Source organism: Pyrococcus kukulkanii (assembly GCF_041647995.1).
In the GTDB taxonomy this organism is placed as follows: domain Archaea; phylum Methanobacteriota_B; class Thermococci; order Thermococcales; family Thermococcaceae; genus Pyrococcus.
Window position 1 is genome coordinate 50,624 of sequence record NZ_JARRIB010000001.1, and the last position, 19,731, is coordinate 70,354.

General features: G+C 49.0%; 30 protein-coding genes and 1 other RNA gene. 1 reads left to right on the forward strand and 30 read right to left on the reverse strand.

The annotated features are described in order from the left end of the window. An RNA gene (locus P8X24_RS00315) (C/D box small nucleolar RNA) lies at positions 1-55 on the forward strand. Here P8X24_RS00315 and P8X24_RS00320 read toward each other — a convergent pair. The 30 genes from P8X24_RS00320 to P8X24_RS00465 all read right to left on the reverse strand — a co-directional run bounded on the left by P8X24_RS00320 (position 46) and on the right by P8X24_RS00465 (position 19,728). Further along, the gene (locus P8X24_RS00320) at positions 46-471 is read right to left on the reverse strand and encodes a 4Fe-4S dicluster domain-containing protein (RefSeq protein ID WP_372913568.1); all 426 of its coding nucleotides are present in this window, start codon (positions 469-471) and stop codon (positions 46-48) included. The genes P8X24_RS00315 and P8X24_RS00320 overlap by 10 nt on opposite strands. Next, on the reverse strand, positions 468-1,433 hold the full coding sequence (locus P8X24_RS00325) for a respiratory chain complex I subunit 1 family protein (protein WP_372913569.1): 966 nt from the start codon (positions 1,431-1,433) through the stop codon (positions 468-470). The genes P8X24_RS00320 and P8X24_RS00325 overlap by 4 nt, the downstream gene beginning before the upstream one ends. Continuing rightward, positions 1,430-2,722: a hydrogenase large subunit gene (locus P8X24_RS00330; RefSeq protein ID WP_372913570.1), complete on the reverse strand. Its 1,293-nt coding sequence runs from the start codon at positions 2,720-2,722 to the stop codon at positions 1,430-1,432. The genes P8X24_RS00325 and P8X24_RS00330 overlap by 4 nt, the downstream gene beginning before the upstream one ends. Next, positions 2,722-3,240 (reverse strand): NADH-quinone oxidoreductase subunit C, encoded by a 519-nt coding sequence (locus P8X24_RS00335; protein WP_372913571.1) that lies wholly within the window; start codon positions 3,238-3,240, stop codon positions 2,722-2,724. Before P8X24_RS00335 ends, P8X24_RS00330 begins: the two co-directional genes overlap by 1 nt. Beyond that, entirely contained in the window at positions 3,237-3,758 is a 522-nt protein-coding gene (locus P8X24_RS00340) for an NADH-quinone oxidoreductase subunit B family protein (protein ID WP_372913572.1), read from the reverse strand. The genes P8X24_RS00335 and P8X24_RS00340 overlap by 4 nt, the downstream gene beginning before the upstream one ends. Before the next feature lie 4 nt (positions 3,759-3,762). Continuing rightward, complete coding sequence (locus tag P8X24_RS00345; RefSeq protein WP_068324121.1) at positions 3,763-4,110, reverse strand: hydrogenase; 348 nt, start codon at positions 4,108-4,110, stop codon at positions 3,763-3,765. A gap of 1 nt (position 4,111) precedes the next feature. Further along, positions 4,112-5,644 (reverse strand): proton-conducting transporter transmembrane domain-containing protein, encoded by a 1,533-nt coding sequence (locus P8X24_RS00350; RefSeq protein WP_372913573.1) that lies wholly within the window; start codon positions 5,642-5,644, stop codon positions 4,112-4,114. Continuing rightward, positions 5,641-5,994 carry an NADH-quinone oxidoreductase subunit K gene (locus tag P8X24_RS00355; protein WP_068324116.1) on the reverse strand — a complete coding sequence of 118 codons (354 nt, stop codon included), beginning with the start codon at positions 5,992-5,994 and terminating at the stop codon, positions 5,641-5,643. Before P8X24_RS00355 ends, P8X24_RS00350 begins: the two co-directional genes overlap by 4 nt. Beyond that, positions 5,991-6,434, reverse strand: coding sequence for a Na(+)/H(+) antiporter subunit B (locus tag P8X24_RS00360; RefSeq protein WP_082775972.1), 444 nt, complete (start codon positions 6,432-6,434; stop codon positions 5,991-5,993). Before P8X24_RS00360 ends, P8X24_RS00355 begins: the two co-directional genes overlap by 4 nt. Then, positions 6,427-6,726 (reverse strand): hydrogen gas-evolving membrane-bound hydrogenase subunit E, encoded by a 300-nt coding sequence (mbhE, locus tag P8X24_RS00365; protein WP_068324112.1) that lies wholly within the window; start codon positions 6,724-6,726, stop codon positions 6,427-6,429. Before mbhE ends, P8X24_RS00360 begins: the two co-directional genes overlap by 8 nt. Then, positions 6,723-6,989: a hydrogenase subunit MbhD domain-containing protein gene (locus P8X24_RS00370; RefSeq protein WP_068324110.1), complete on the reverse strand. Its 267-nt coding sequence runs from the start codon at positions 6,987-6,989 to the stop codon at positions 6,723-6,725. The genes mbhE and P8X24_RS00370 overlap by 4 nt, the downstream gene beginning before the upstream one ends. Further along, entirely contained in the window at positions 6,970-7,353 is a 384-nt protein-coding gene (mnhG, locus tag P8X24_RS00375; protein ID WP_372842315.1) for a monovalent cation/H(+) antiporter subunit G, read from the reverse strand. Before mnhG (P8X24_RS00375) ends, P8X24_RS00370 begins: the two co-directional genes overlap by 20 nt. After that, positions 7,350-7,604, reverse strand: coding sequence for a cation:proton antiporter (locus P8X24_RS00380; protein WP_068324105.1), 255 nt, complete (start codon positions 7,602-7,604; stop codon positions 7,350-7,352). Before P8X24_RS00380 ends, mnhG (P8X24_RS00375) begins: the two co-directional genes overlap by 4 nt. Further along, a complete protein-coding gene (locus tag P8X24_RS00385) occupies positions 7,601-8,104 on the reverse strand; it encodes a monovalent cation/H+ antiporter subunit E (protein ID WP_068324103.1) in 504 nt (167 codons plus the stop codon). Before P8X24_RS00385 ends, P8X24_RS00380 begins: the two co-directional genes overlap by 4 nt. A 157-nt stretch (positions 8,105-8,261) precedes the next feature. Further along, the gene (locus P8X24_RS00390) at positions 8,262-8,768 is read right to left on the reverse strand and encodes a 4Fe-4S dicluster domain-containing protein (RefSeq protein WP_068324101.1); all 507 of its coding nucleotides are present in this window, start codon (positions 8,766-8,768) and stop codon (positions 8,262-8,264) included. Between the two features lie 5 nt (positions 8,769-8,773). After that, positions 8,774-9,829 carry an FAD-dependent oxidoreductase gene (locus P8X24_RS00395; RefSeq protein ID WP_068324098.1) on the reverse strand — a complete coding sequence of 352 codons (1,056 nt, stop codon included), beginning with the start codon at positions 9,827-9,829 and terminating at the stop codon, positions 8,774-8,776. Between the two features lie 13 nt (positions 9,830-9,842). Continuing rightward, complete coding sequence (locus tag P8X24_RS00400; RefSeq protein WP_372913574.1) at positions 9,843-10,220, reverse strand: 4Fe-4S dicluster domain-containing protein; 378 nt, start codon at positions 10,218-10,220, stop codon at positions 9,843-9,845. Between the two features lie 121 nt (positions 10,221-10,341). Then, positions 10,342-11,907: a proton-conducting transporter transmembrane domain-containing protein gene (locus P8X24_RS00405; protein WP_372913575.1), complete on the reverse strand. Its 1,566-nt coding sequence runs from the start codon at positions 11,905-11,907 to the stop codon at positions 10,342-10,344. A 10-nt stretch (positions 11,908-11,917) separates the two neighbouring features. Next, entirely contained in the window at positions 11,918-12,403 is a 486-nt protein-coding gene (locus P8X24_RS00410; protein ID WP_068324092.1) for a Na+/H+ antiporter subunit E, read from the reverse strand. Then, on the reverse strand, positions 12,404-12,805 hold the full coding sequence (locus P8X24_RS00415; protein WP_068324090.1) for a sodium:proton antiporter: 402 nt from the start codon (positions 12,803-12,805) through the stop codon (positions 12,404-12,406). It abuts the gene before it with no gap. Continuing rightward, complete coding sequence (locus tag P8X24_RS00420) at positions 12,802-13,545, reverse strand: MnhB domain-containing protein (protein WP_372913576.1); 744 nt, start codon at positions 13,543-13,545, stop codon at positions 12,802-12,804. Before P8X24_RS00420 ends, P8X24_RS00415 begins: the two co-directional genes overlap by 4 nt. After that, positions 13,546-13,800 carry a hydrogenase subunit MbhD domain-containing protein gene (locus P8X24_RS00425; protein ID WP_068324086.1) on the reverse strand — a complete coding sequence of 85 codons (255 nt, stop codon included), beginning with the start codon at positions 13,798-13,800 and terminating at the stop codon, positions 13,546-13,548. Next, positions 13,793-14,152, reverse strand: a complete 360-nt coding sequence (gene mnhG / locus P8X24_RS00430; protein WP_068324084.1) for a monovalent cation/H(+) antiporter subunit G — start codon at positions 14,150-14,152, stop codon at positions 13,793-13,795. The genes P8X24_RS00425 and mnhG (P8X24_RS00430) overlap by 8 nt, the downstream gene beginning before the upstream one ends. After that, positions 14,149-14,430 carry a monovalent cation/H+ antiporter complex subunit F gene (locus P8X24_RS00435; protein WP_068324082.1) on the reverse strand — a complete coding sequence of 94 codons (282 nt, stop codon included), beginning with the start codon at positions 14,428-14,430 and terminating at the stop codon, positions 14,149-14,151. The genes mnhG (P8X24_RS00430) and P8X24_RS00435 overlap by 4 nt, the downstream gene beginning before the upstream one ends. Positions 14,431-14,475: 45 nt before the next feature. Next, positions 14,476-15,504: a formate/nitrite transporter family protein gene (locus P8X24_RS00440; RefSeq protein WP_068324079.1), complete on the reverse strand. Its 1,029-nt coding sequence runs from the start codon at positions 15,502-15,504 to the stop codon at positions 14,476-14,478. A 6-nt stretch (positions 15,505-15,510) separates the two neighbouring features. Further along, positions 15,511-15,777 carry a hypothetical protein gene (locus P8X24_RS00445; protein ID WP_372913577.1) on the reverse strand — a complete coding sequence of 89 codons (267 nt, stop codon included), beginning with the start codon at positions 15,775-15,777 and terminating at the stop codon, positions 15,511-15,513. Beyond that, positions 15,746-16,561: an NADH-quinone oxidoreductase subunit B family protein gene (locus P8X24_RS00450; RefSeq protein ID WP_372913578.1), complete on the reverse strand. Its 816-nt coding sequence runs from the start codon at positions 16,559-16,561 to the stop codon at positions 15,746-15,748. The genes P8X24_RS00445 and P8X24_RS00450 overlap by 32 nt, the downstream gene beginning before the upstream one ends. Beyond that, positions 16,558-17,055: a 4Fe-4S dicluster domain-containing protein gene (locus P8X24_RS00455; protein ID WP_068324072.1), complete on the reverse strand. Its 498-nt coding sequence runs from the start codon at positions 17,053-17,055 to the stop codon at positions 16,558-16,560. The genes P8X24_RS00450 and P8X24_RS00455 overlap by 4 nt, the downstream gene beginning before the upstream one ends. A 1-nt stretch (position 17,056) precedes the next feature. Continuing rightward, positions 17,057-18,805 carry a hydrogenase large subunit gene (locus tag P8X24_RS00460; RefSeq protein ID WP_372913579.1) on the reverse strand — a complete coding sequence of 583 codons (1,749 nt, stop codon included), beginning with the start codon at positions 18,803-18,805 and terminating at the stop codon, positions 17,057-17,059. Beyond that, the gene (locus P8X24_RS00465; RefSeq protein ID WP_372913580.1) at positions 18,802-19,728 is read right to left on the reverse strand and encodes a respiratory chain complex I subunit 1 family protein; all 927 of its coding nucleotides are present in this window, start codon (positions 19,726-19,728) and stop codon (positions 18,802-18,804) included. Before P8X24_RS00465 ends, P8X24_RS00460 begins: the two co-directional genes overlap by 4 nt. Between the last annotated feature and the right edge of the window lie 3 nt (positions 19,729-19,731).

Genomic DNA, 19,731 nt, shown 5'->3' on the forward strand with positions numbered 1-19,731 from the left:
TTGAATGATGAAAACTCCCTGACCTGAACGGTGATGAAGACCGGTTCACTGACCCTTCTTACCCTTAGCTTGTTCCTTAGCCTTCTTCAATTCCGCCTGCTTCTTCTTGATTTCTTCAGCTTCTTCCGGAGTTACATAGATGAATTTTGAATCATACTTGTCGTAGCTCGCAAGGAGGAACTCGTCACTCATTTGGAGCGCATTTGTCGGACAGACATCAACGCACTGCTTGCAGAACACACACCTCCCTGTCCATAGGGTTACTTTCCTTATCTCTGGAAGGTACACGAAGACTCCTGCGGGACATACAGTGACGCACATCCTACAGCCAACGCACTTGTCGACATTGTATATTATTTTCCCCCTAAAGTTCTCAGGAACTGGCACGGGCTCCGTCTTAGGGAAAGGGTTTGTCGCTGGTTTCTTGAAGAGGTTCTTAATGACAGTAGATAAGAGAGGAAGTCTAATCATAGGCTCACCCCCATTGCAAGGATTAGGGCTCCGATAACACTAGCGGCAAACACTCTAGTCCATAGCAAGTTCACTGCTTGGCTAATCTTCAGCCTACCAGTAACGGTTCTAAAGATAGTTTTTGCAACGAAGAGGACTATGAATACCTTTAGGGTGTGGATGAGTAGGTTGGCTATGTAACCCTGAATCCCAGGCATGTCAAGTTGCCATGGGAACAATACTGCAACTACGAGTGAGGCTGCTATAAACTCCTTCATTGATTCGGCAAGCTTTATTATCGCCAAGTACCTACCACTGTACTCAACAAGGGTTCCCTCGGCAATTTCCTGCTCAGCTTCTGGAATGTTGAAGAATCCTGCCTCTATCTCACTTGCCAGCCATGCCATAAAGACGTAAATTAGTATTGCCCCAGCCACCCAAGCCATTGGACCTAATTCCCAGATATTATGCTCATATAAGCTTGAAAGGCTGAAGGGCTTCTGAACTCCAAGCTTTGAGATTCCCCACATCACGGTGAAAACTCCAAGCATCATTGCTGGCTCCCTTGAAACAAGCATTGCCACTTCTCTAGATGCACCTATCCTACCGTAGGGGCTTCCAGAGCTCATAACACCAACTATAAGGAAGAAGTCGGCGAGAGTTAGTAAGTAAATAAACACGATGATATCACCCTTGGTTGCAAAGATGGGGGCAAAGCCCAAGGGAGTGTAGGCTAACAAGGCTATCGTCGTTGCAAGCATAAGCAATGGAGCAGCTCTAAACATGAAATTTGCAGTATTTGGAATTATGGTTTCCTTGCTAACGAGCTTTAGGAAGTCATAGAAAGGCTGCAGTATTGGTGGTCCTATTCTCCTCTGCATTCTCGCAACTAGCTTTCTATCAATTCCCGCGAACAGTAAGGACATTATGGAGACGTAAATGTAAAGGGCAACTAAGCCTAGGATAGCATAAATTAACTTCATAGCAGCACCCCCCTAGAGCATCCAACTCCCGCGGGAGTTGGATCTCCCTTAATATCGGGATTTATTTCTCTTGTCTTCTTTATAGAAAGCCTTAGAAGATCTTTCTCTGTCAGTATGAACTTCTTCCCATCCTTTATCACAGCAACTCTATCGGTACAGCTAAGGCAGGGATCTATCGATGCAATTGCAACGACGGCATCAGCTAGCTGGTTACCTTCTAATCCTTTAGCTATAGCGAAGATATTCGGAAACGTTGGCTCTCTCATCTTCCACCTTACTGGACCGTCCCTTCCCTTCTTGCCCTTAACGTAGTGGACAAGCTCACCTCTCGGGGCCTCATATCTTCCTATGCCCTCCCCATCTCCAAGGATCTTTAACTTCGCCACTAGGACATTGTCCTTTGGGAAAGTCTTTATCTTACCCTCAGGCATCTGATCGAGAGCATGCTCTATCAGCTCGAGGCTCTGCCACAATTCGCCTATTCTAACGGCCATCCTATCATATATATCTCCCCTGGCCTTTTCCCCTGTGACATCTTCAGGCATTACTGGCTTGATTCCAAGATCAGGATAAACTCCCAATCTCTCGCTCCATCTTGCATCATCCTTAACTCCCGAACCTCTACCAGTGGGGCCGACTGCTCCCATCTCAATTGCGAGTTTCCTAGGAATTATAGCCGAGTCCCTCAATCTAGCCTCAATGGTTGAGTCATGCAAGAACACATCTTCAATTTGGGGAAGTACTTCTCGGTAGTACTTGATCATCTCCAGCAACAATCTCTTATGCTTCTCCTCTATGTCCCTTCTAACGCCACCAATGGTCATCATCGAATAGTTAACCCTGTTTCCCGTTATCGCCTCGAGCACGTCCATGACCTTTTCTCTAGCCAGCCAAGTTAAGTGAAGGACGGTATCGTAGCCTATGTCATGCCCAACGACACCTAGATTAAGAAGATGAGAGTGTATTCTCTCAAGTTCACCTATAATAACCCTTATGTACTCCGCCCTCTCTGGAACTTCTATTCCGGCCATCTCCTCAACTGCTCTAACGTACGTGTGATTATGTGAAAATGAGCATATTCCACAAATCCTTTCAGCCAGGTACATAATCTGAACGTAGTTCCTTCTCATTGCTATCCATTGAATGCCTCTAAGGTTATAGCCGAGCTTAACGTCAACGCTAACTATCCTCTCACCGTCGAGCGTTAGAATGAACTTCTCAGGCTCCTCAAGTCCAGGATGAATTGGGCCGAATGGAATCTTAACCCAGTATTCAACTTTCTTCGTCATCACTCACCCCTCCTCAATAGGTAAGGATGACCAGCGTTCTTCACCATCTCCTCTGGAATTCCCTTGTCGTCAAGCCTTAGAGGATAGATACCCTCTGGGAAGTCGTCGGGGAGGAATAACCTTCTCTTGTCAGGAGCATTTTCAAAGTCTATTCCTATCATCTCCATGACTTCCCTCTCGAACTGGAGGGAGATTGGGAATATGTCACTTATGTCGGGAAGCACCGGATCATCTTTGGGAACGCTTGTCTTAACTATCAATGAAATGGCCGGAGCATCTTCGTACTTTAGTAGGAAGTGAATGCTGAAATCTATCGCCTCGCCAACGTCTTCCCCTATAGCTATAGAATAGTGGGCATCCTCATCATACTCCCTCAGGAACTTCATGAAGTCCCTAAAACTCTCCCTAGGTACATTTATCCACACTCTCTTTCTACCCCACTTATTCTCCTTGATTACAACACTAACATCAGGAAACTTCTGTTTGACTATTTCAACGAACTCTTCCTCCTTGCTCATCCTCCTCCCTCCTCAGGAGGTACCTCTCCCTTAACCATCTTCGCAAGCTTTTCCAGAGCCAAAACAACGCCATAAAGTATTGCTTCTGGCCTAGGTGGACATCCTGGAACGAAGACGTCTACTGGAATGACGTTATCAAGGGGGGCATTTGTAAATGGACTCTCGTAGAAAACACTCCCACCCGTTGGGCAAGCTCCTACTGCAATTACCACCTTTGGGTCAGGAGTTTGCTCGTACACGAGCTTTACCCTTTCCAAACTCTGATTTGTGACTGGTCCGGTGACTATCAAAATATCTGCATGCCTGGGGCTCCCTACGAGCTTTACTCCAAACCTCTCAGCATCGTATCGCGGAGTTAAAGCGGCAATTATCTCGATATCACACCCGTTACAGCTTCCGCTGTTTACGTGGAATACCCAGGGGGATTTCCCAATGAACCTGCAGAGTTGTGCAATTCTCTTTTCAAGCCTCTTCCTTTCCTGCGAATTACCTTGATCGGCGGGAACCTTAATCGTCATTTCCTCACCCCCTAAGCAGTATCACGACAAGTATGAATGCCGTGGTCATTAGGAGGTAACTAACGTAGTCCGTTAGCAATCCAGTATGGTCGGCCCTAAGGGTAGCAAAGAACCTCTTTGCTCCATTTATTAGACCCCACATGGTGTTCTTTCCTGTATGGAAGCCTTCAAGGTGCTCAAATCCTGGAATTGTCTTCTCCGGATCTTCACCGCTTATGAATATCTTTGTACCATCCCCAACTTCCCTTGTGCCCATTCCAGCACTTTTTGCCCATCTCTCAAGGAGGTAGGCAAGGATTAGACCGATGATAAAGACGAGGACGAAGTAAAGGGCATCCCAATAACCAAACACTTTAACCACCTCCCATCAGGGTTGCAACATAACCGAGAACATCCCAAAGACCTCTCGCTGCAGGAATCATAAACTTGTCACTTATCTGCCATGGGAAAAGTCCCATAACTATTATTGCCAATACTAGGATGAGCATGGGAAGCAACATTGAAATTCCAGGATCCTTGGCGTTGAGTACCTTCTCGCTTGGCCTTCCAAAGAACGTGAAGAGGACTCTTACGTAAGCCGCGGTACAGAATGCAGTTCCTATTATTGCTATAGCACCAAGTATTGGATTGAACAATGCTGAGCTCTCGTAGATCAACCACTTACTCGCGAAGCCGTTTAGTGGTGGCATACCAACTATTGCTGCAGCACCAATTAGGAATGCAAATGAGGTTTTCGGCATTGTCTTTGCCAGTCCGCTCAGTTCGTTGAGGTTCCTTGTTCCAATTTCATGGATTATTGCTCCAGCAACAAGGAAGAGAAGGGCTTTCATTATCGCATGGTTAACCACGTGATAAATTGCTCCAGCCAGGGCAATCTCTCCAATTTTTGTCCCATAAGCGACTATTCCTATACCCAAACCGAGGAGGATGTAACCTATCTGACCCACCGATGAATATGCAAGTAACCTTTTCATGTCTTCCTGCACAACTGCCATGGCGTTTCCTACTATGAGCGTTATGCAAGCAAAGAATATTATTATCCATCCAACGGTTACCGGATTGAGGGCTGGCCAGAATACGCTGAAGATTATCCTTGCCATTGCATATACTCCACCGGCCTTAATCACGAGACCTGAAAGCATTGCTGAGATCGAGCTCGGAGCAGCTGGGTGGGCATCTGCAAGCCACATGTGAACTGGGGAGGCACCACTCTTGAACAACAGCCCCCCAAGGAATAAAGCTAAGGCTACCTTGGCAACTATTGTTGGATTCTCAGCCATCTTGACGGCCAAGTAGCCCATGGTTAGCGTTCCATACTGACCATAGAGAAGTGCTACACCAAGCAGAATGAAGGAGCTGGCGAGGGAACCTACGAACATATACTTTATGCCTGCTTCAATGGCCTCCCAAGTGTCGTTCCTGAAGGCGACTAAGGCATAACTGGCTATGCTCATTATTTCAAGGAATACGTAGAAATTAAATATATCTCCTGTTATCACTATGCCAAGCATCCCAAGTTCAAGTATTAGGATTAAGGTGTAAAACTTCTCAAGACCCGTGTCATGCTTCATGTATTCTATTGAGTATAGAACCGCGAGAAAGCTCACAAACGTTATTATGAGAACCATTATCGCCCCGAACTTATCAACCTCCCAAACGATCCTAATCGGGAAATCTGCCTTGCCGAAGGGGTTCCTAGCCCCTAGTGTATAGAGAAGCGTCCCCTTGCTCCATACCTCCCTAAACACTTGAATGCCAACCATAAGGGTGGCAAAGCTCACTATTGTGGCCCATACCTCCTTAGCCTTTCCCTTTAGCAAGCTCACGATTGGCATTGAAAATGCTCCAAATAACGGAATGATTATTAGGAACGGTAACCACGTCATCCCCTCAACCTCCTGAGCTTTGTTACATCAAGCGTTCCGTAGTGTCTATAAGCGTTAATAGCCAATGCAACAGCCAAGGAAAGGACACAAACTCCAATGACTATGCTCGTCAGAACTAATGCCTGAGGAATCGGCGCAACCATTGCCCCGCCTTCATATCCAGTATAGACTGGGGCGGTTGGTGGGAGGCCATTTTCCATCCTGTATCCTTCGCTGATGAGAAGGAGGTGAATTCCCGAGTCAATGAGATCCAGAGCAAGTATCAGCTTGATAAGGTTGCGCTTGTATAGGAAGGCATATATTCCGAGGGCTATCATTATTAAGGCTGTGAGATATTGAAGGGCTATCACTTCTGCCACCTCCTGTAGAGGGCTATTGCCATGAGTGCTGAAACAAGGCCTGTGAACACCTTTAGACCAACGGCAAGGTTCATTATCGGGAGGTAACCTGCCGAGAGGAGAGATCCAGGATGACCGTTGAGGATAGGTCCTTTATGCCAGAGGAGGTTGTAGAAGAAGGCTACACTCAGACCAAGCATTGCCGCCCCAAGGAACACAAGCCCACCGATTCCCTCGAGGGCAGAATACAGGTTCTTATTTATCCTCTTCTTAGCCTCCTCAAGACCAAAGGCGATAAGGAAGAGTATTCCAGCTCCAGCTATTGTAGCTCCCCCCTGGAAACCACCACCAGGTGTAAGATGGCCGTGTGAAACAATGTAAGCTCCGAATATCCCTATAAGAGGTATTGTAGCCCTCGCAAGCGTCCTTACAATGAGTCCCATGTCATTCATTCTCATCCCTCCTCCAGGGTCTTAACAGTGCTATGGCACCAGCTATGGCCGTGAACAGAACCGTGGCTTCACCAAGCGTATCATAGCCACGATAGTCAAATACTATGTCAGTTACGATGTTTGTTCCTCCAACCTCTTCAATACCGTGCTCTATGTAGTATTGATCAGTGTAGCGATACTTGAGCCAGTCCTTGCCACTAAGGCCAAACTTTATCCCATAATCAGGATGTGTCGCAAGAAGAAGAGCCGCAAAGATCACGAGTAACGAGAGAAATGCCAGTGCCTTCTTCATGGGGCCTCACGCTCCCATCTTTCCGTCTTGGCTATCGCATAAACCACAACAGCCGTAACGACACCCGCACCAACAGCAGCCTCAGCTATAGCTACGTCAGGAGCGTGAAGCATATAGAACTCAAGACTGAGGAGTAAGCTCATGGCAGCTGAGGCGAGAGCAGCCGAGAGGAGATCGCGAAGGGTTATGATGAGGACAGAGGTCACTATAATACTTACCAATATTATCACCTGGATTATCATGTCAAGAGTTGCAGGGTTCATTTTTCTCCCCCTCCTTCCTCTTCAAGAGGTATGCATCAACAACAGCCCTCTTCGGCAAATATCCACTCAAGTGGGCCGCCTTAGCGATGGCGTGAGCACCTGTTGGATTCGTTAGTAGGAGAGCTATAAGGGCAACGACACTGTGAAAGGCCATCTGAAGGTACTTAGGATTCCCCGTTCTATGAAGCATGTCAAGAGCATGGACAACGACGGCCAGAACAGCAAATATCGTGCCAAAGGTGGTGCACTTCGTCGCTCCATGAAGCCTTGTGTAGACGTCAGGAAAGCGGTGAAGTGCTATGCTCCCTAGGAAATTAAAGACAATGCTAATTGTGAGGAAACTATAGATCACGTACTCTATCACATTAATCCCCCCTGGAGGTATCTAGCTATAACTAGCGTTCCAATATAACTTAGCAAGGCATAAACAATAGCTATGTCGATGTAAATGGTTCTGCTGTAAGCAGCTCCTAAGAGAACCATCGCAGCAACTACTAAGGTGTTGAGCGTGTCAAGGGCCACGACCCTGTCTGGAACGCTAGGGCCAAGGATGAGTCTAGCCACAGCCAAGAGAGCCGCTACTCCCACTAGGAGTGCAGCGTAAAAGAATATCATTCTCCCAACCTCCTTGCCCATTTTTCGAATGGGCCTGAAACAGGTTCTGAGTTCTCGGGCCACTCAAGACCTTTAGGAATATTTATCCAGTGAACGTAGAGAACCTTCTCTTCGGGACAGGCATCCACCGTTAGGGTTCCCGGCGTTAGGGTTATTGAATTGCTAAGAATTGCATACTGAGCGTCGTTTTCAAGGTTGACTGGAACTCTGACTATGCCCGGCCTTATCTTTCCTGTTATCACCCTATAGGCAACGTCAAAGTTTGCTTTGACCATGCCCCAGAAAAGCACAGGAGTATAGGCTACCGCAAGGATCCACTTCATAGGATTTAGGAATCTTATCGCCCTATCTCCTATTATTCCCCTCGTCGCGTAGCCCACGATAGTCGAGAATATTAGACCAGCTATAAGTTCCTGCGTACTCCACAGTAATCCTTTACTGCCCACGGTGAGGACAAGCCAGAAGATATAAGACCAAACAAAGGCTGCGATAAACGACAACCTCGACACCTCCTGGGCTTGAGTGTTATATTGTTTTGTTTATCTTTAACTTTGAGGGTTGATTCTCGCAAGCTTTTAAAATGCTTTTCTGAAGCTTAGAATTGTAAATTGAAGTATAAAACCGGCTGTTTTCAACCAAAGGTTGAAAAAAGAGAGGCTAAAGAAGCCGTCCTACACTTTCCATGCTCCCAATAGAAATTCTTTCGCGAGCTATCTTCTCGGCCGTTCTTCTCCTTATTTCGTCCTCGATCTCCTCAGGCTTTCCAAAGAATATAGCCTCTGCTGGGCACATCTCAGCACATGCAGGTTCCATTCCAAGCATTCTCCTGTTGGCGCACATGTCGCACTTGGTAACAGCCCTGATTCTCACATCATAGCTCGGCGCGCCAAAAGGACAGACGGCAAGGCACATGAGACAACCAATGCACTTCTTGGGGTCAATTATGACGGCCCCATCAGTATCGCGATGAATTGCCCCTGCAGGGCAAACATCCATACACGGAGCTTTATCGCAGTGTTTACAACTTATTGGAACTGGCAGACCCGAGACGGTATAATATATCCTTATGTTAGGCCTCCCGTTATGGATGAACTCACAAACGGACTGGCAGGTCTCACATCCTATGCAGAGGCTATAATCAACGTGGAGAATCCTTCTTCTCATTTTCATCACCTCCCACTCAGCCAGTTATGAATGCTTTCAGCTGCATAAAGCCCATCCTTAACGGCCCTTCCAACCTTTGAGGGGCCCAAAACGACATCTCCAGCCGCGAAAACTCCCTCTCTACTTGTCATATGTCTTGAATCAACAACTATCCTACCCTTCTTGTCAACTGCTATACCCACATCCTCGGCGAAGGGAGGCGTTGGCGTCTGACCTATTGCACACACAACATAATCAACCTCCACTTGGAAATTAGATCCTTCGATTGGAATTGGCTTTCTCCTTCCCGTCTCATCGGGTTCGCCAAGCTTACACTTCTGGAGCTCTATTGCTCTTACTCTCCCGTTCTCCCCTACTATCCTTACTGGGATTGTAAGTTCAAGCCATTTAACGCCCTTGCTCCTCAGAAGGTTTATCTCATATGCTCCTGCTGGAGCTTCTTTAATCGTCCTGCGATAGCTCATATATACAGTGTCAGCCCCAAGAAGGAGACTCTCCATTGCGGCATCGACAGCTGTGTGCCCAGCCCCTATAACCATGACCCTCTTCCCTTCTATCGGAGGAATTTCGGTCCAGTTCATATATCCGAGTTTGGCAGATTTTATCTTAAATAGATACTCAAGCGCCGGATAAACCCCCTCCAGGTTTATACCCTCGATGTTTGCCACCCAGGACTTCCAAGTTCCTGTAGCTATGAGCACGGCATCATAATCCCTGACAAGATCCTCAAAATTCACGGTTCTTTCGACGTACTCATCCCCTTCATCCTTTCTTTCGCCGAAGATGACCTTCGTTCTAGTGAAGAACTTCACGCCAAAGACTTCTTCGAGCTCTTTGTAACCTAGTCTGACCCTATAAATGGGAATCCTGAACTCCGGTATTCCAAAAAGCATTAGACCGCCAGGTTCGGGAAGCTTGTCATAAACATGAACCTCGTGTCCGTGGCAAACGAGGTAGCCAGTAGCTGCAAGGCCAGCTGGACCGGCACCAATAACAGCCACCTTCTTTCCAGTAGGTTCAGGTTTCTCCCTACATAGGAAGGCAAATCTTATACCCTTCACGGCGGATCACCTCTCAGATCATATATCCATAATAGGCTTTTGATGCACGTGACTGGAGTTTTATCTTACATTCATCACACAAATACGCGAATTCGGGTCTTTCACCAGATTTTATGAGTATTTGGGCAAGATATTCTGCCTCTTTCCTTGTGAGTGGAAGCCTCTGTCCGCACATAGCACAGGTGGCATATTCGAACTCCAATATTTGGAAAGAGGGCCTTCCTTCAATTGCCCTCGTGGGACAAGAGGTGTTACATTCAAATGCGCAGTCTTTGCAGAGTTCAGGGTGGAACTCCAAGATCCTTATTTGTCCCTCGCGAACAATTATGGCTCCATGAGGGCATGCCTTTGAACATGCACCACAACCAATGCATCTATCTTCGTTAAGCATACCCTACTCCCTCTCTTCTGATTTGGCTTGAATTTTCCCTTCTTTCAATTTTAGCTTTCTCCCAGCCTATAAAAGACTTTTTTGAACCTTCTCTTCCTAACCAAGGGTTAAATAGGAAGGGTTAGGGGAGTTTTAGCTTTGTTGCACTCTCGAGCGCCGCCTTTATATAGAGTTCGTAATCCATAGTTTGATTCACGGCTAGGTTGATATAGTGCTCAATTATGTACGGGGCCAGCAAACCGAGAGCTATGGAGACTATAGCTAGCAACAGACAGATTATGCTCATGCTCATAGGCTCTTTGACGTTCACTTCTTCCGTGCGCTTTCCGAGCCATATCTCGTAGAGCACCTTGACGTAGGCAACGAGTGCTATGATCGAGCTCAGTACAAGGATCAATGCCAGAACAAAGCTCTTCTCCATGAAGGCGTTGAACAGTAGCAGTTTGCTGAAGAAGATGTTAAGTGGTGGTATTCCGACGAGACCCAGGGAAGCTATGGCCAAACTAAAGGTTGCAAGAGGCATTTTCCTTCCTAGGCCAGCCAGGTCGTTAATGTTTCTAGAGCCGGCCGCGTGAACGAAGACTCCCACGGCAAGGAAGAGCAACGCCTTAGTAACTGCATGGTTTACCATGTGAAAGACCGCCGCCTGGAGGGCTAACTGTGTTCCAATTCCCACGGCCATGGCCAAGTAGCCCATGTGCATTATAGTTGAGTATGCTATGAGCTTCTTCACATCCCTCTGGACGTTCATCATCAGAGCTCCGAAGAGCGCCGAAACCGCGCCGAGGGTAATGATGATCGTGCCTATGAGATGAACAACATCACCAAGCTGGCCACTTAACTGGCCGCCATAGATTGTGTAGAGGAACCTTGCCAGGGAGTAAATTCCGACGTTTACGACCAGTCCTGAAAGGATCGCTGATACAGGACTCGGAGCTGCAGGGTGAGCTTCAGGAAGCCAGAAGTGGTTGGGAACTATTGCTGCCTTAATTAAAAACGCCCAAGAGGCCAAGGCTAAGGCGATTCCGGAGGCAACGGCTATGTTATAGTAGGTCTCAGTGGCAATCGGAAAGTTTATTCCGTGGATTATCGCGCTTAGGTTAGCCATATTTAGGGTTCCAAAGGCATAATATATGACACCTAGGGCCAAGAAATATATAGTGGTTCCAACGGCACCTATGAAGGCATATTTCAGACCAGCGCAGATTGAATCGCCTCTGTCCTTGTAGTACATAACAAGAGCGTATGCTGCGATGCTGGTGACTTCTATCATGACGAAGAGGTTGAAGGCGTCACCTGTTAGTAAAACCCCCAATAGGCCGGCTTCAAGGCCGAGATAAAGTGTGTAGTACCATTCAAGGCTACCTTCCCTTTCAAGGTACCGGTAACTGTAAATGGCAATGAGAAACATGAGCACGGCTGTGACCAGAGCAAGGAGGGCGCTCATCTTGTCGACTTCGTAGATTATGCCCACTGGTGCATTCCAGCCACCGAAGGTATAGATTAGCGGCTTTTCTGTGGCATAAGTCATCCTGAAAAGCTTGCAGGTAGCGAGCAATGTCAAACCCGTGCCGAGCAGAGCATACGCCTGGATGATCTTTTTATTCCCCTTCACGAGTATTGATGTTAGCGGGAGTGCAAAGGCGAAGACGATTGGGATTATGGGTGTGAGCCCAATGACATTCATTTCCATCACCTCACTCGAACATTCTCTTCGCGAACTTCTCAAAGTCAGCCGAGATTTTTTCCCTAGCTTTCTCCGGGTCTTCACTCGTTACGTTAATCCAGTTCACATAGAGATAGTTCTCATCCATGTCCACAACAACAGTTCCCGGCGTGTTTGTAATAGAATTGGCAACTAGAGTCTTCGCGTAATCAGTTTTCACCCTGATGGGAACCCTCACTATGCCCGGATTAACATTTCCAGTGATTATCCTAACCATGACATCTAGATGAGCCTTCGTTTCAGCCACCAGCATATACCAGACGAAATAGATGGCCCCCCAAAGCCATCTAATCGGATTGAGGGCCTTGACATCGCTCCTGATGAGGAACTTCCCCATTAAGGCCCCGGTAACTAGGGCAACGATCGCACCGGTAGCTAAGTCATAAGGAGTCGCTGAACCTGTGAAGATGATGTAAGTCACGAATGCCAGGAGGGCCGTAGGTAGGAAGCCTCTCATTCACAATCCCTCCCTTAGTATTTCAGGTAACTTCCTTCTGAGATTCCTAACGTCAGTGCTCCCATAGATGCGATACATCTGGATTATCGCAAAGGCTATAAGGACGTTGACGGCCATTCCAATGACAACCGCAGTAATCACCAACGCTTGAGGGAGCGGGTCAACTGAGTGAGCAATAAAGTTGCTCAGCGCCCCCTTTTCCCACTCAGGAAGGATCGGAGGCTCGACCGGGTATATCAGGCGATAGCCGAGGGCGACCACGAAGAGGTTGACCGCATCACCGAAGATCGTTAATGCTATGAGCTTTTTGACGAGGCTTGGCCTCCTTGCTATCCCATAAAGGCCGATGAGCATGGTGGCTATTATCGAGAGTAGCGTTAGAGTCCAGAGAAACGCAATCATTCATAAGCACCCCCTTTCCTCTTGAACTCTTCCTCAGGAATAGCAAGCAGGAGGAACACCGCCGTGAAACCCGCTCCCACAGCAAGGAACTCAAAGATGTTGTAGTAGACCAGCGAGCCTCCGAGGGGGACGCCTAAAGCTTCGGCCGGAAAAATCGGCTGGTTCTGCATTGCGTAGCCTCCACTGAGGAGGGGGGCTAAGGCGATAAGGACTATACCTAGGAGGCCTATTGAACGGAGGACTATCGCCTTCGTCTTGTCTAGGCCGTTGTTTTCGAGTGCATACTTAGAGTATGCGGCAATTATGAGGAGCGGCGCAACCGCTAAGGCCGCACCACCTTGGAAACCACCACCTGGGGTAACCTGACCGTGGAGTGCTATTGATGCCGAGATAGCTAGGAGGAGGGTGGCGATAAACTTGGTAACTACTGGAACCGGCAGAGGCAGGGAACTCTTGGCTTCGCCTCTCTCCTTCTTCTTCATCTCCACCCTGAAGATTGTGAGGCTCCCTATTATCGCGAGGAAGAACACTGAAGTCTCGAAGAGCGTGTCAACACCACGATAGTCCCAGAGGATTGAGGTGACAACCTCCGGGCTCTTGGCCGAATAATTCCCAAAATAACTGTTCTTTAGATAGAACTCGCCAAGACTCCTAAGATTCTCCTGGGTGGGTAGGCTCAGATAAAGTGCCAAGCCAATGACCACAGTAAACAGGATAAGCAGGCCAAGCAAGCGCTTCATTCACACCACCTCATATCTTTCAGTTTTGCTTATAACAAAGATGAGAAGAGCTGAATAAATTCCAACAGCGATGGCAATGTAGGCTAGGAGAACGTCCGGTGCCATCAGGATATAGAAGGCCACAGCATAGGACACAGCCTGAGCTGCCGAGTAACCTACGGCCTTGAGAAGATCCTTTTCGGTCACAGCGAGGTATGAAAAGGCCATTCCAAGGATCGCCACGATCGCTAGGATTATTAAGTGAACTTCAATCATTCCTTCTCACCTCTGCAAGATCGTCAACTTTTGGCTCCCACTTCACGAGTTTGGCCTTGTGGGTAGCATAGGCTAAAGCCGTTGCTCCAGCCGGAGCCGCAAGGAGGACGATAACTCCTGTGACAAAGCTTGCTCCCGCTATCGCATACTTGTGAGGGAGAAAGTCAGCCCCGAGGGCGAGGAGTGATGTTCCAAATAGAGGAATAACTGCACCGCCAATTGTACCTACCGTTGCGGCGTGTAGCCTGATATAGAAGTTGGGGAAGCGAAGTAGTCCTATAGCCCCAAAAATATCACAGATTCCACCGATGATGATCATGAATGCTCCGAGATAGAAGAGGATCTCGCTCATGCTCCCACCTCCCCTCTCGCCAAGTGTTTGGCAACGTATATGTCCAGGAGGTACGCCCAGAGGGCAAGGGTTATGGCTCCCCCGATCAGAAAGACGCTCTTAAAGTAAATGGCAAGGATAGCCATGAAGGCGGCTAGGTCAAAGCTTATGCAGTCCACTGCAAGTATTATATCTGGAACCGTTGGCCCTCTAAAGGCCCTAACCGCGTAGATAACTATTGCCAGCAGGTACAGTGGAATCACAAGCTTCATGAGCGTCATGAACGCGTCTTCGAGCATCTATACCACCTCTCATGCTGAATGAAAAATGAAAGAATGAAAGAGTCAGTCACGCCTGGTTTTCTTGTAGAGAAGGAAGGTACCAACGATGTAATAGAGAGATAGCACCAGCGGGACGAGATACATGGCGCCCTTCCCGAAAGCCTTGTCGAGGGCTATGCCAATTCCTGCGGGGATAAGGGTCGCAACGGCCCAGAAAGCCATGAAGACGACGAAGAAGTCAACGAGCTCCTTGATGATTCTGTCCGTGGTTAGCTCTGGGTGGCTGAGGTACCAGTAGTAGAAGGCCACGAAGAGGAAGCCGCCGACTGCGTTACCGAAGGTGACCGGTATGAGGTTGTGGAAGAACTGACTCCAGGTTATGGTGTAGTCGCTGAGGAATATGCCGGCCGGAATTGCCCACATGTTGGCTATAGCGTGCTCGAAGCCTATGGCGACGAAGGCGAAGATTGGGAACCAGATGGCAAGTATCTTACCGGCACCATCCTGAACCCTTGCTGACTGCCATATGGCCACATTGACGAGCCAGTTACAGCCAATACCAAGGAAGAACAACGCCAGTATGTCCTTCGAGACCTTGCCCGTTGCTATGCTGACCGTGACCTGGCCGAAGTAGTTCGGGTCGCCAACGTGACCAAAGAGGCCAGTCAGTGGAACAGCTAGGAGTGCGAGGAATATTGAGCCTATGAAGTTCCCGCCGTAGCTTCCGAACCAGTTATAGAGGACGCACTTGAAGTCGGCGTAGCCCTTGACCTTAGCGGAACTGAGGAACTGCACGTTGCCCGTCCAGAGATCTGCTCCAGCCAAGATGACCGCTATGAGGCCGACTGGGAAGACAGCACCGAGGAGCAACTTGAACGCTGAGATATTGCCCTTATCAGGGAACAACTTAGGACTGTACCCCGTGGCGGCAACTACAGCGAGTAGGAACCCAAAGGCTATGAAGGCACCTGCCATAAAGCCAGCGAAGAGCAACCTGCCTGGTGTCGTCTTGAACTTTGGCGTGGCTTTCTTGGCTATCGCTTCGAAGGTCATATCAACTCCGTACAGAACCTTTTCCTTAGTCTCGGCCATAATCCTTCACCTCCACTCTATTTTGAGCCTTTCATCCTCCTTTAGACCCGCAAGGGCTTTAATCAGCAGTTGCCTATCCCTCTCATCCAGCTCCTCGAGGGGAATCAGAGGGGCATCAGCGAGCGTGATATATGGGAAGCGCTTCCTAAGGATATGAGCTGCTTTGGGGCTTATCTCCCCGACTACCTCCTTCACCTCGAAGTCCCCCTCTATGTGAGCAAGACCAGCTCCTATGTGGGTCTTAAATCCAATATACGAACTCTTTACCAGCATCCAAGGCATCCCTGACCCTCCAATACTCATTTTCCAGTAGTGCCATGCAGAAGGCCAGTCTGACATCGCCACATTTGGCGGCATAATCTTTAACGAGCCTTGCCAGCTCCTCTCTTGGGTTCTCACTCTTCTCTACCTGCTCGACGAGCTTCATGAAGTCCTCCAGGATTCTTTCCCTATCTAGGTAGCCGACGAGGTGCCTGAGCCTCTCCCTAAGGGTTAGCCTTATCCTTTCCTCAATCGGACCTTCTGGGAGTCTAAATTTCATGGTATCATCGCTGTACTCCTGATAGCTTAGCCTCTTTTCGACGAGTCCTATAAGCTGAGCTATCCCATAGATTATTTCCTCTGGCCTCGGTGGGCAGCCGGGGATGTAGATGACCGGCCCTATCGGCTCTCCCTCCTCCTTGAGATCTTCCAAGAGCTCGTTTATACCTCCCTTCCGGGGGTACTCGCAACTCTCTCTGCCGCTCTCGGGCCTTCTATAGATTGGATAGCCGTTGTAGAATATTCCTCCACTACAGGCACAGGTTCCTATGGCTACTATCACCCTTGGCTGTGGTGGCATCGCCTTTATCGTCTCCTTAGCACTGTAGTAGGCCTGCCTCGTGAGCGGACCAGAGACAAGAAGCGCGTGCGCATGTCTCGGACTTCCAACTAGCTTTATTCCAAAGCGCTCGACGTCATAGAACGGCGTGAGCACGTCGATTATCTCGATGTCGCAACCGTTGCACGAGCCCGTATTGAGGTGGAAAACCCATATGGAGCGGAGTTTGGGCTTCATAGAACCACCTCCCTGCTGGCCCTTATCATCCTGTCAACTGTTCCCTTTCTCCTGCAATCCCTGCAGAGCCAAATCTTTTCCTCGAGCGCGTCTTCTTCCAAGACTTTCTTCGGAAGTATCTGAAGGGCCTTCTGAACCTGCCTGACGGTAAAGTCAGCGTACCTGCCGCAGTTCTTGCACCTCACAAGTCTGAGCTCAACGACTTCCACGTGATCCTTCCTATCGGATGATGCTGCCTCAAAGAAGTTGGTGAGCTTTATCGCACCGGTCGGGCAGACTTCCTCACAGCGAGCACAGCGGATGCATCTTCCCACGTCGAGGACAATCTTCCTCGTTCCCTTCTCGTAGTCGTCTATCCTAAGGATGGCATCGGGTGGACAGGCGTTGATGCAAGCCCCACAGCCAATACAGAGCATTGGGTCTATCTGCGGGATGCCCCTGTATTCGGGTGGGGCCTCGAGCTTTACAAACGGATACTTCAGCGTTACCGTCATCTCAGACCCTCCTTGAGGCCTTTATGGACAGCTTGTTGAACTGGGCCTGCGTCAGAACTTTTACCTTTCCAGTCTCGACATCCACTATCTGCACCCTCTCAGTGCAGGAGTAGCATGGGTCTATTGAGGCCACTATGAGCGGTGCGTCGGCTATGGTGTACCCTCTCATCATGTCTGGAACGGCCGGAAGGTTGTTGTAGGTCGCTGCCCTTACGCGATACCGATAGAGCTTATTCCCAGGTCCAGTCATAACATAGTGGACGTTCTCCCCCCTCGGAGCTTCGGTGACTCCTATTGCCTCCCTGTAGGCAGGTATATCCTTGTATTCCGCCAGAATGTCGCCCCCAGGCATCATGTCAAGGGCCTGCTCGATGATCCAGATACTCTCCCTGACCTCTTCGATCCTAAGGAGGGCCCTAGCGAGGACGTCGCCCTCCTTGTAAACAGGAACCTTGAAGTCTAGATCCTTGTAGGCCGCATACGGATGATCCCTCCTGACGTCGAAGTCTCTGCCCGAGGCCCTTCCAAGGGGACCATCAACGTCCCACTCCTTGGCGAGCTTATAGGGGAGAACACCAACTTCCTCACAGCGCTTCACGAAGGTTCTCGTAGAAATTGTAGCGTCAACGAACTCCTCGAATTCAGTCTTGATATTCTTGATGGTTTTCTCTATGAGAGAGCGCCTGTACTCGAGAATGTCTCTTCTAACTCCTCCTATGAGGAGCATTCCGTAAGTTTTCCTGTTGCCCGTTAAGCGTTCAGCCAGCCACATGACGTGCTCCCTTATCTTCCAGGCCTTCATGAAGCCGTAGTCGTAGCCTGTGAGGTGACAGACTATTCCGAGGTGAAGGAGGTGACTGTGGAGCCTCTCTATTTCGAGAACTATTGTCCTTATGTATTCAGCCCTCTCAGGAACCTCTATCTCACCGGCCCTCTCAATGGCCTGACAGTAGGCAGTTGAGTGAGTGCAACCGCATATTCCGCATATCCTCTCCGCTATGAAGCAGACCTGGTCATAGGTCAGCCTTCCCTCCACTATTTTCTCTATCCCCCTATGGGCATAGAAGCCACGGTAGTCAACATCCGTTATTGTTTCTCCCCTGACGTAAAGCCTGAAGTGGGCCGCCTCCTCGAGGGCGACGTGGTAGGGCCCATAGGGAACGACAAACTCGTTCTCTTTGGGCTTCTTGTAGGGGTAGAACTTCTCTCCAGGTGGACTGTCCGAGTAGTGGAAGTCCTTCCGGAGGGGATAAACATAGGACGGCCAGTCATCGGGGAGGACGAGCCTTCTCGGGTCTGGATGACCCCTCGCTTCAAGGCCCAGCATTTCCATAGCTTCCCTCTCGTACCAGTTGGCGCCCCTGTGCTTCGGCGTTATCGAGATGAACCATGACTCGTTCTCGGGTATGTAAGCCTTAACACCGAGGTAGAAGTCCCCGGCCTTTCCGTTCACGCTGAGCCAGTATATGATGCTGAACTTACCGTTCAGGGGCCTCTCGTCGGTCGCTACCATTGTAGAGAGCTGAGTTTCCTTCCACTCAGGATGATCGAGGAAGTAGAGAACGATCTCAGGCAAATCTTCCCTCTCGACAGTGATGAGCCATTGGTTGTAGGCAACCTGCTTGACGTCCTTTATCTTCTCCCCAAATTTCTCGATGATATCGTCAAGATACTTCCGCGTAACTTCAACCCTCCCCTCAATGGGCTTTGATCTTCCCGCGGGAGCGTCTTTACCAACCCTCTCGCTCACATTCCCACCCCCAAGGACGCGAGCACCAAGAGAACGAGCCCGATAACAAATATCATGGTGTTCTGCCTGAGAGCTTGAATTACCTTCATGCGCGCCGTTGTCGCCTCTATAACCGCCGACAGGGCGTAGAGGATAATTAGGAGAGTTAGCTGTCCTATGAATATCATAGCACCGCCAAGTGGCGTTGAGACGTCAACGTAGTTCTTCAGGAGAGGTATCAATAGCATGCTCGCGAAGAGCCATATCAAGACAACTCTTTTAGCTAATAGAGCCCACTTGAATAGCCCAAGCAACCTTCCACTATACTCTACGAGCGAACCTTCGAGTATCTCCGTCTCCGCCTCCGCTATGTCGAAGGGTATGAAGGCGCACTCGACGTAGGCCCAGTAGCCTAGGAAGGCTAGGGCTAACAGCATCGCAAGGTTGGGTGTTGAGTTGAAGGCTAAGCTACTGATACTAAGTGTGCCTTCCCTCAAGGCCATTATTCCAACAGCTATGCCCAGTATCGGCTCGACACTAAGGATTAGCATCATCTCCCTATTTGCCCCAGCGTTTGCGTAGGTGTTATTCATGAGGAAGCCAGCCATCATGAGGGAAACGGAGAATATCCCAAGCACGTAGACGAAGACGAAGATATCCCCGGAAAACGCTATCGGGGTGAAGTTACCATAGGGAAGTAGCATTCCAGCTGAAATGACAGCGGCAAGGGCGACATAGGGGGCCAATATGAAGCCTAGCCTGTCGGTTGGAAGAGTGGGCTCCATGGAGAGCAGGCTGGTTAGGTCATAATAGGTCTGGAAGATCGGAGGTCCCTGCCTCTCCTGGATTGTCGCCTTGATCTTTCTGCTGATTCCGTCGAGGAGAGGTGGAAGGACGAGGATTACGAGGAGGGAGGAAATCCCAAAGATAGCCCTCTCGATCATCTT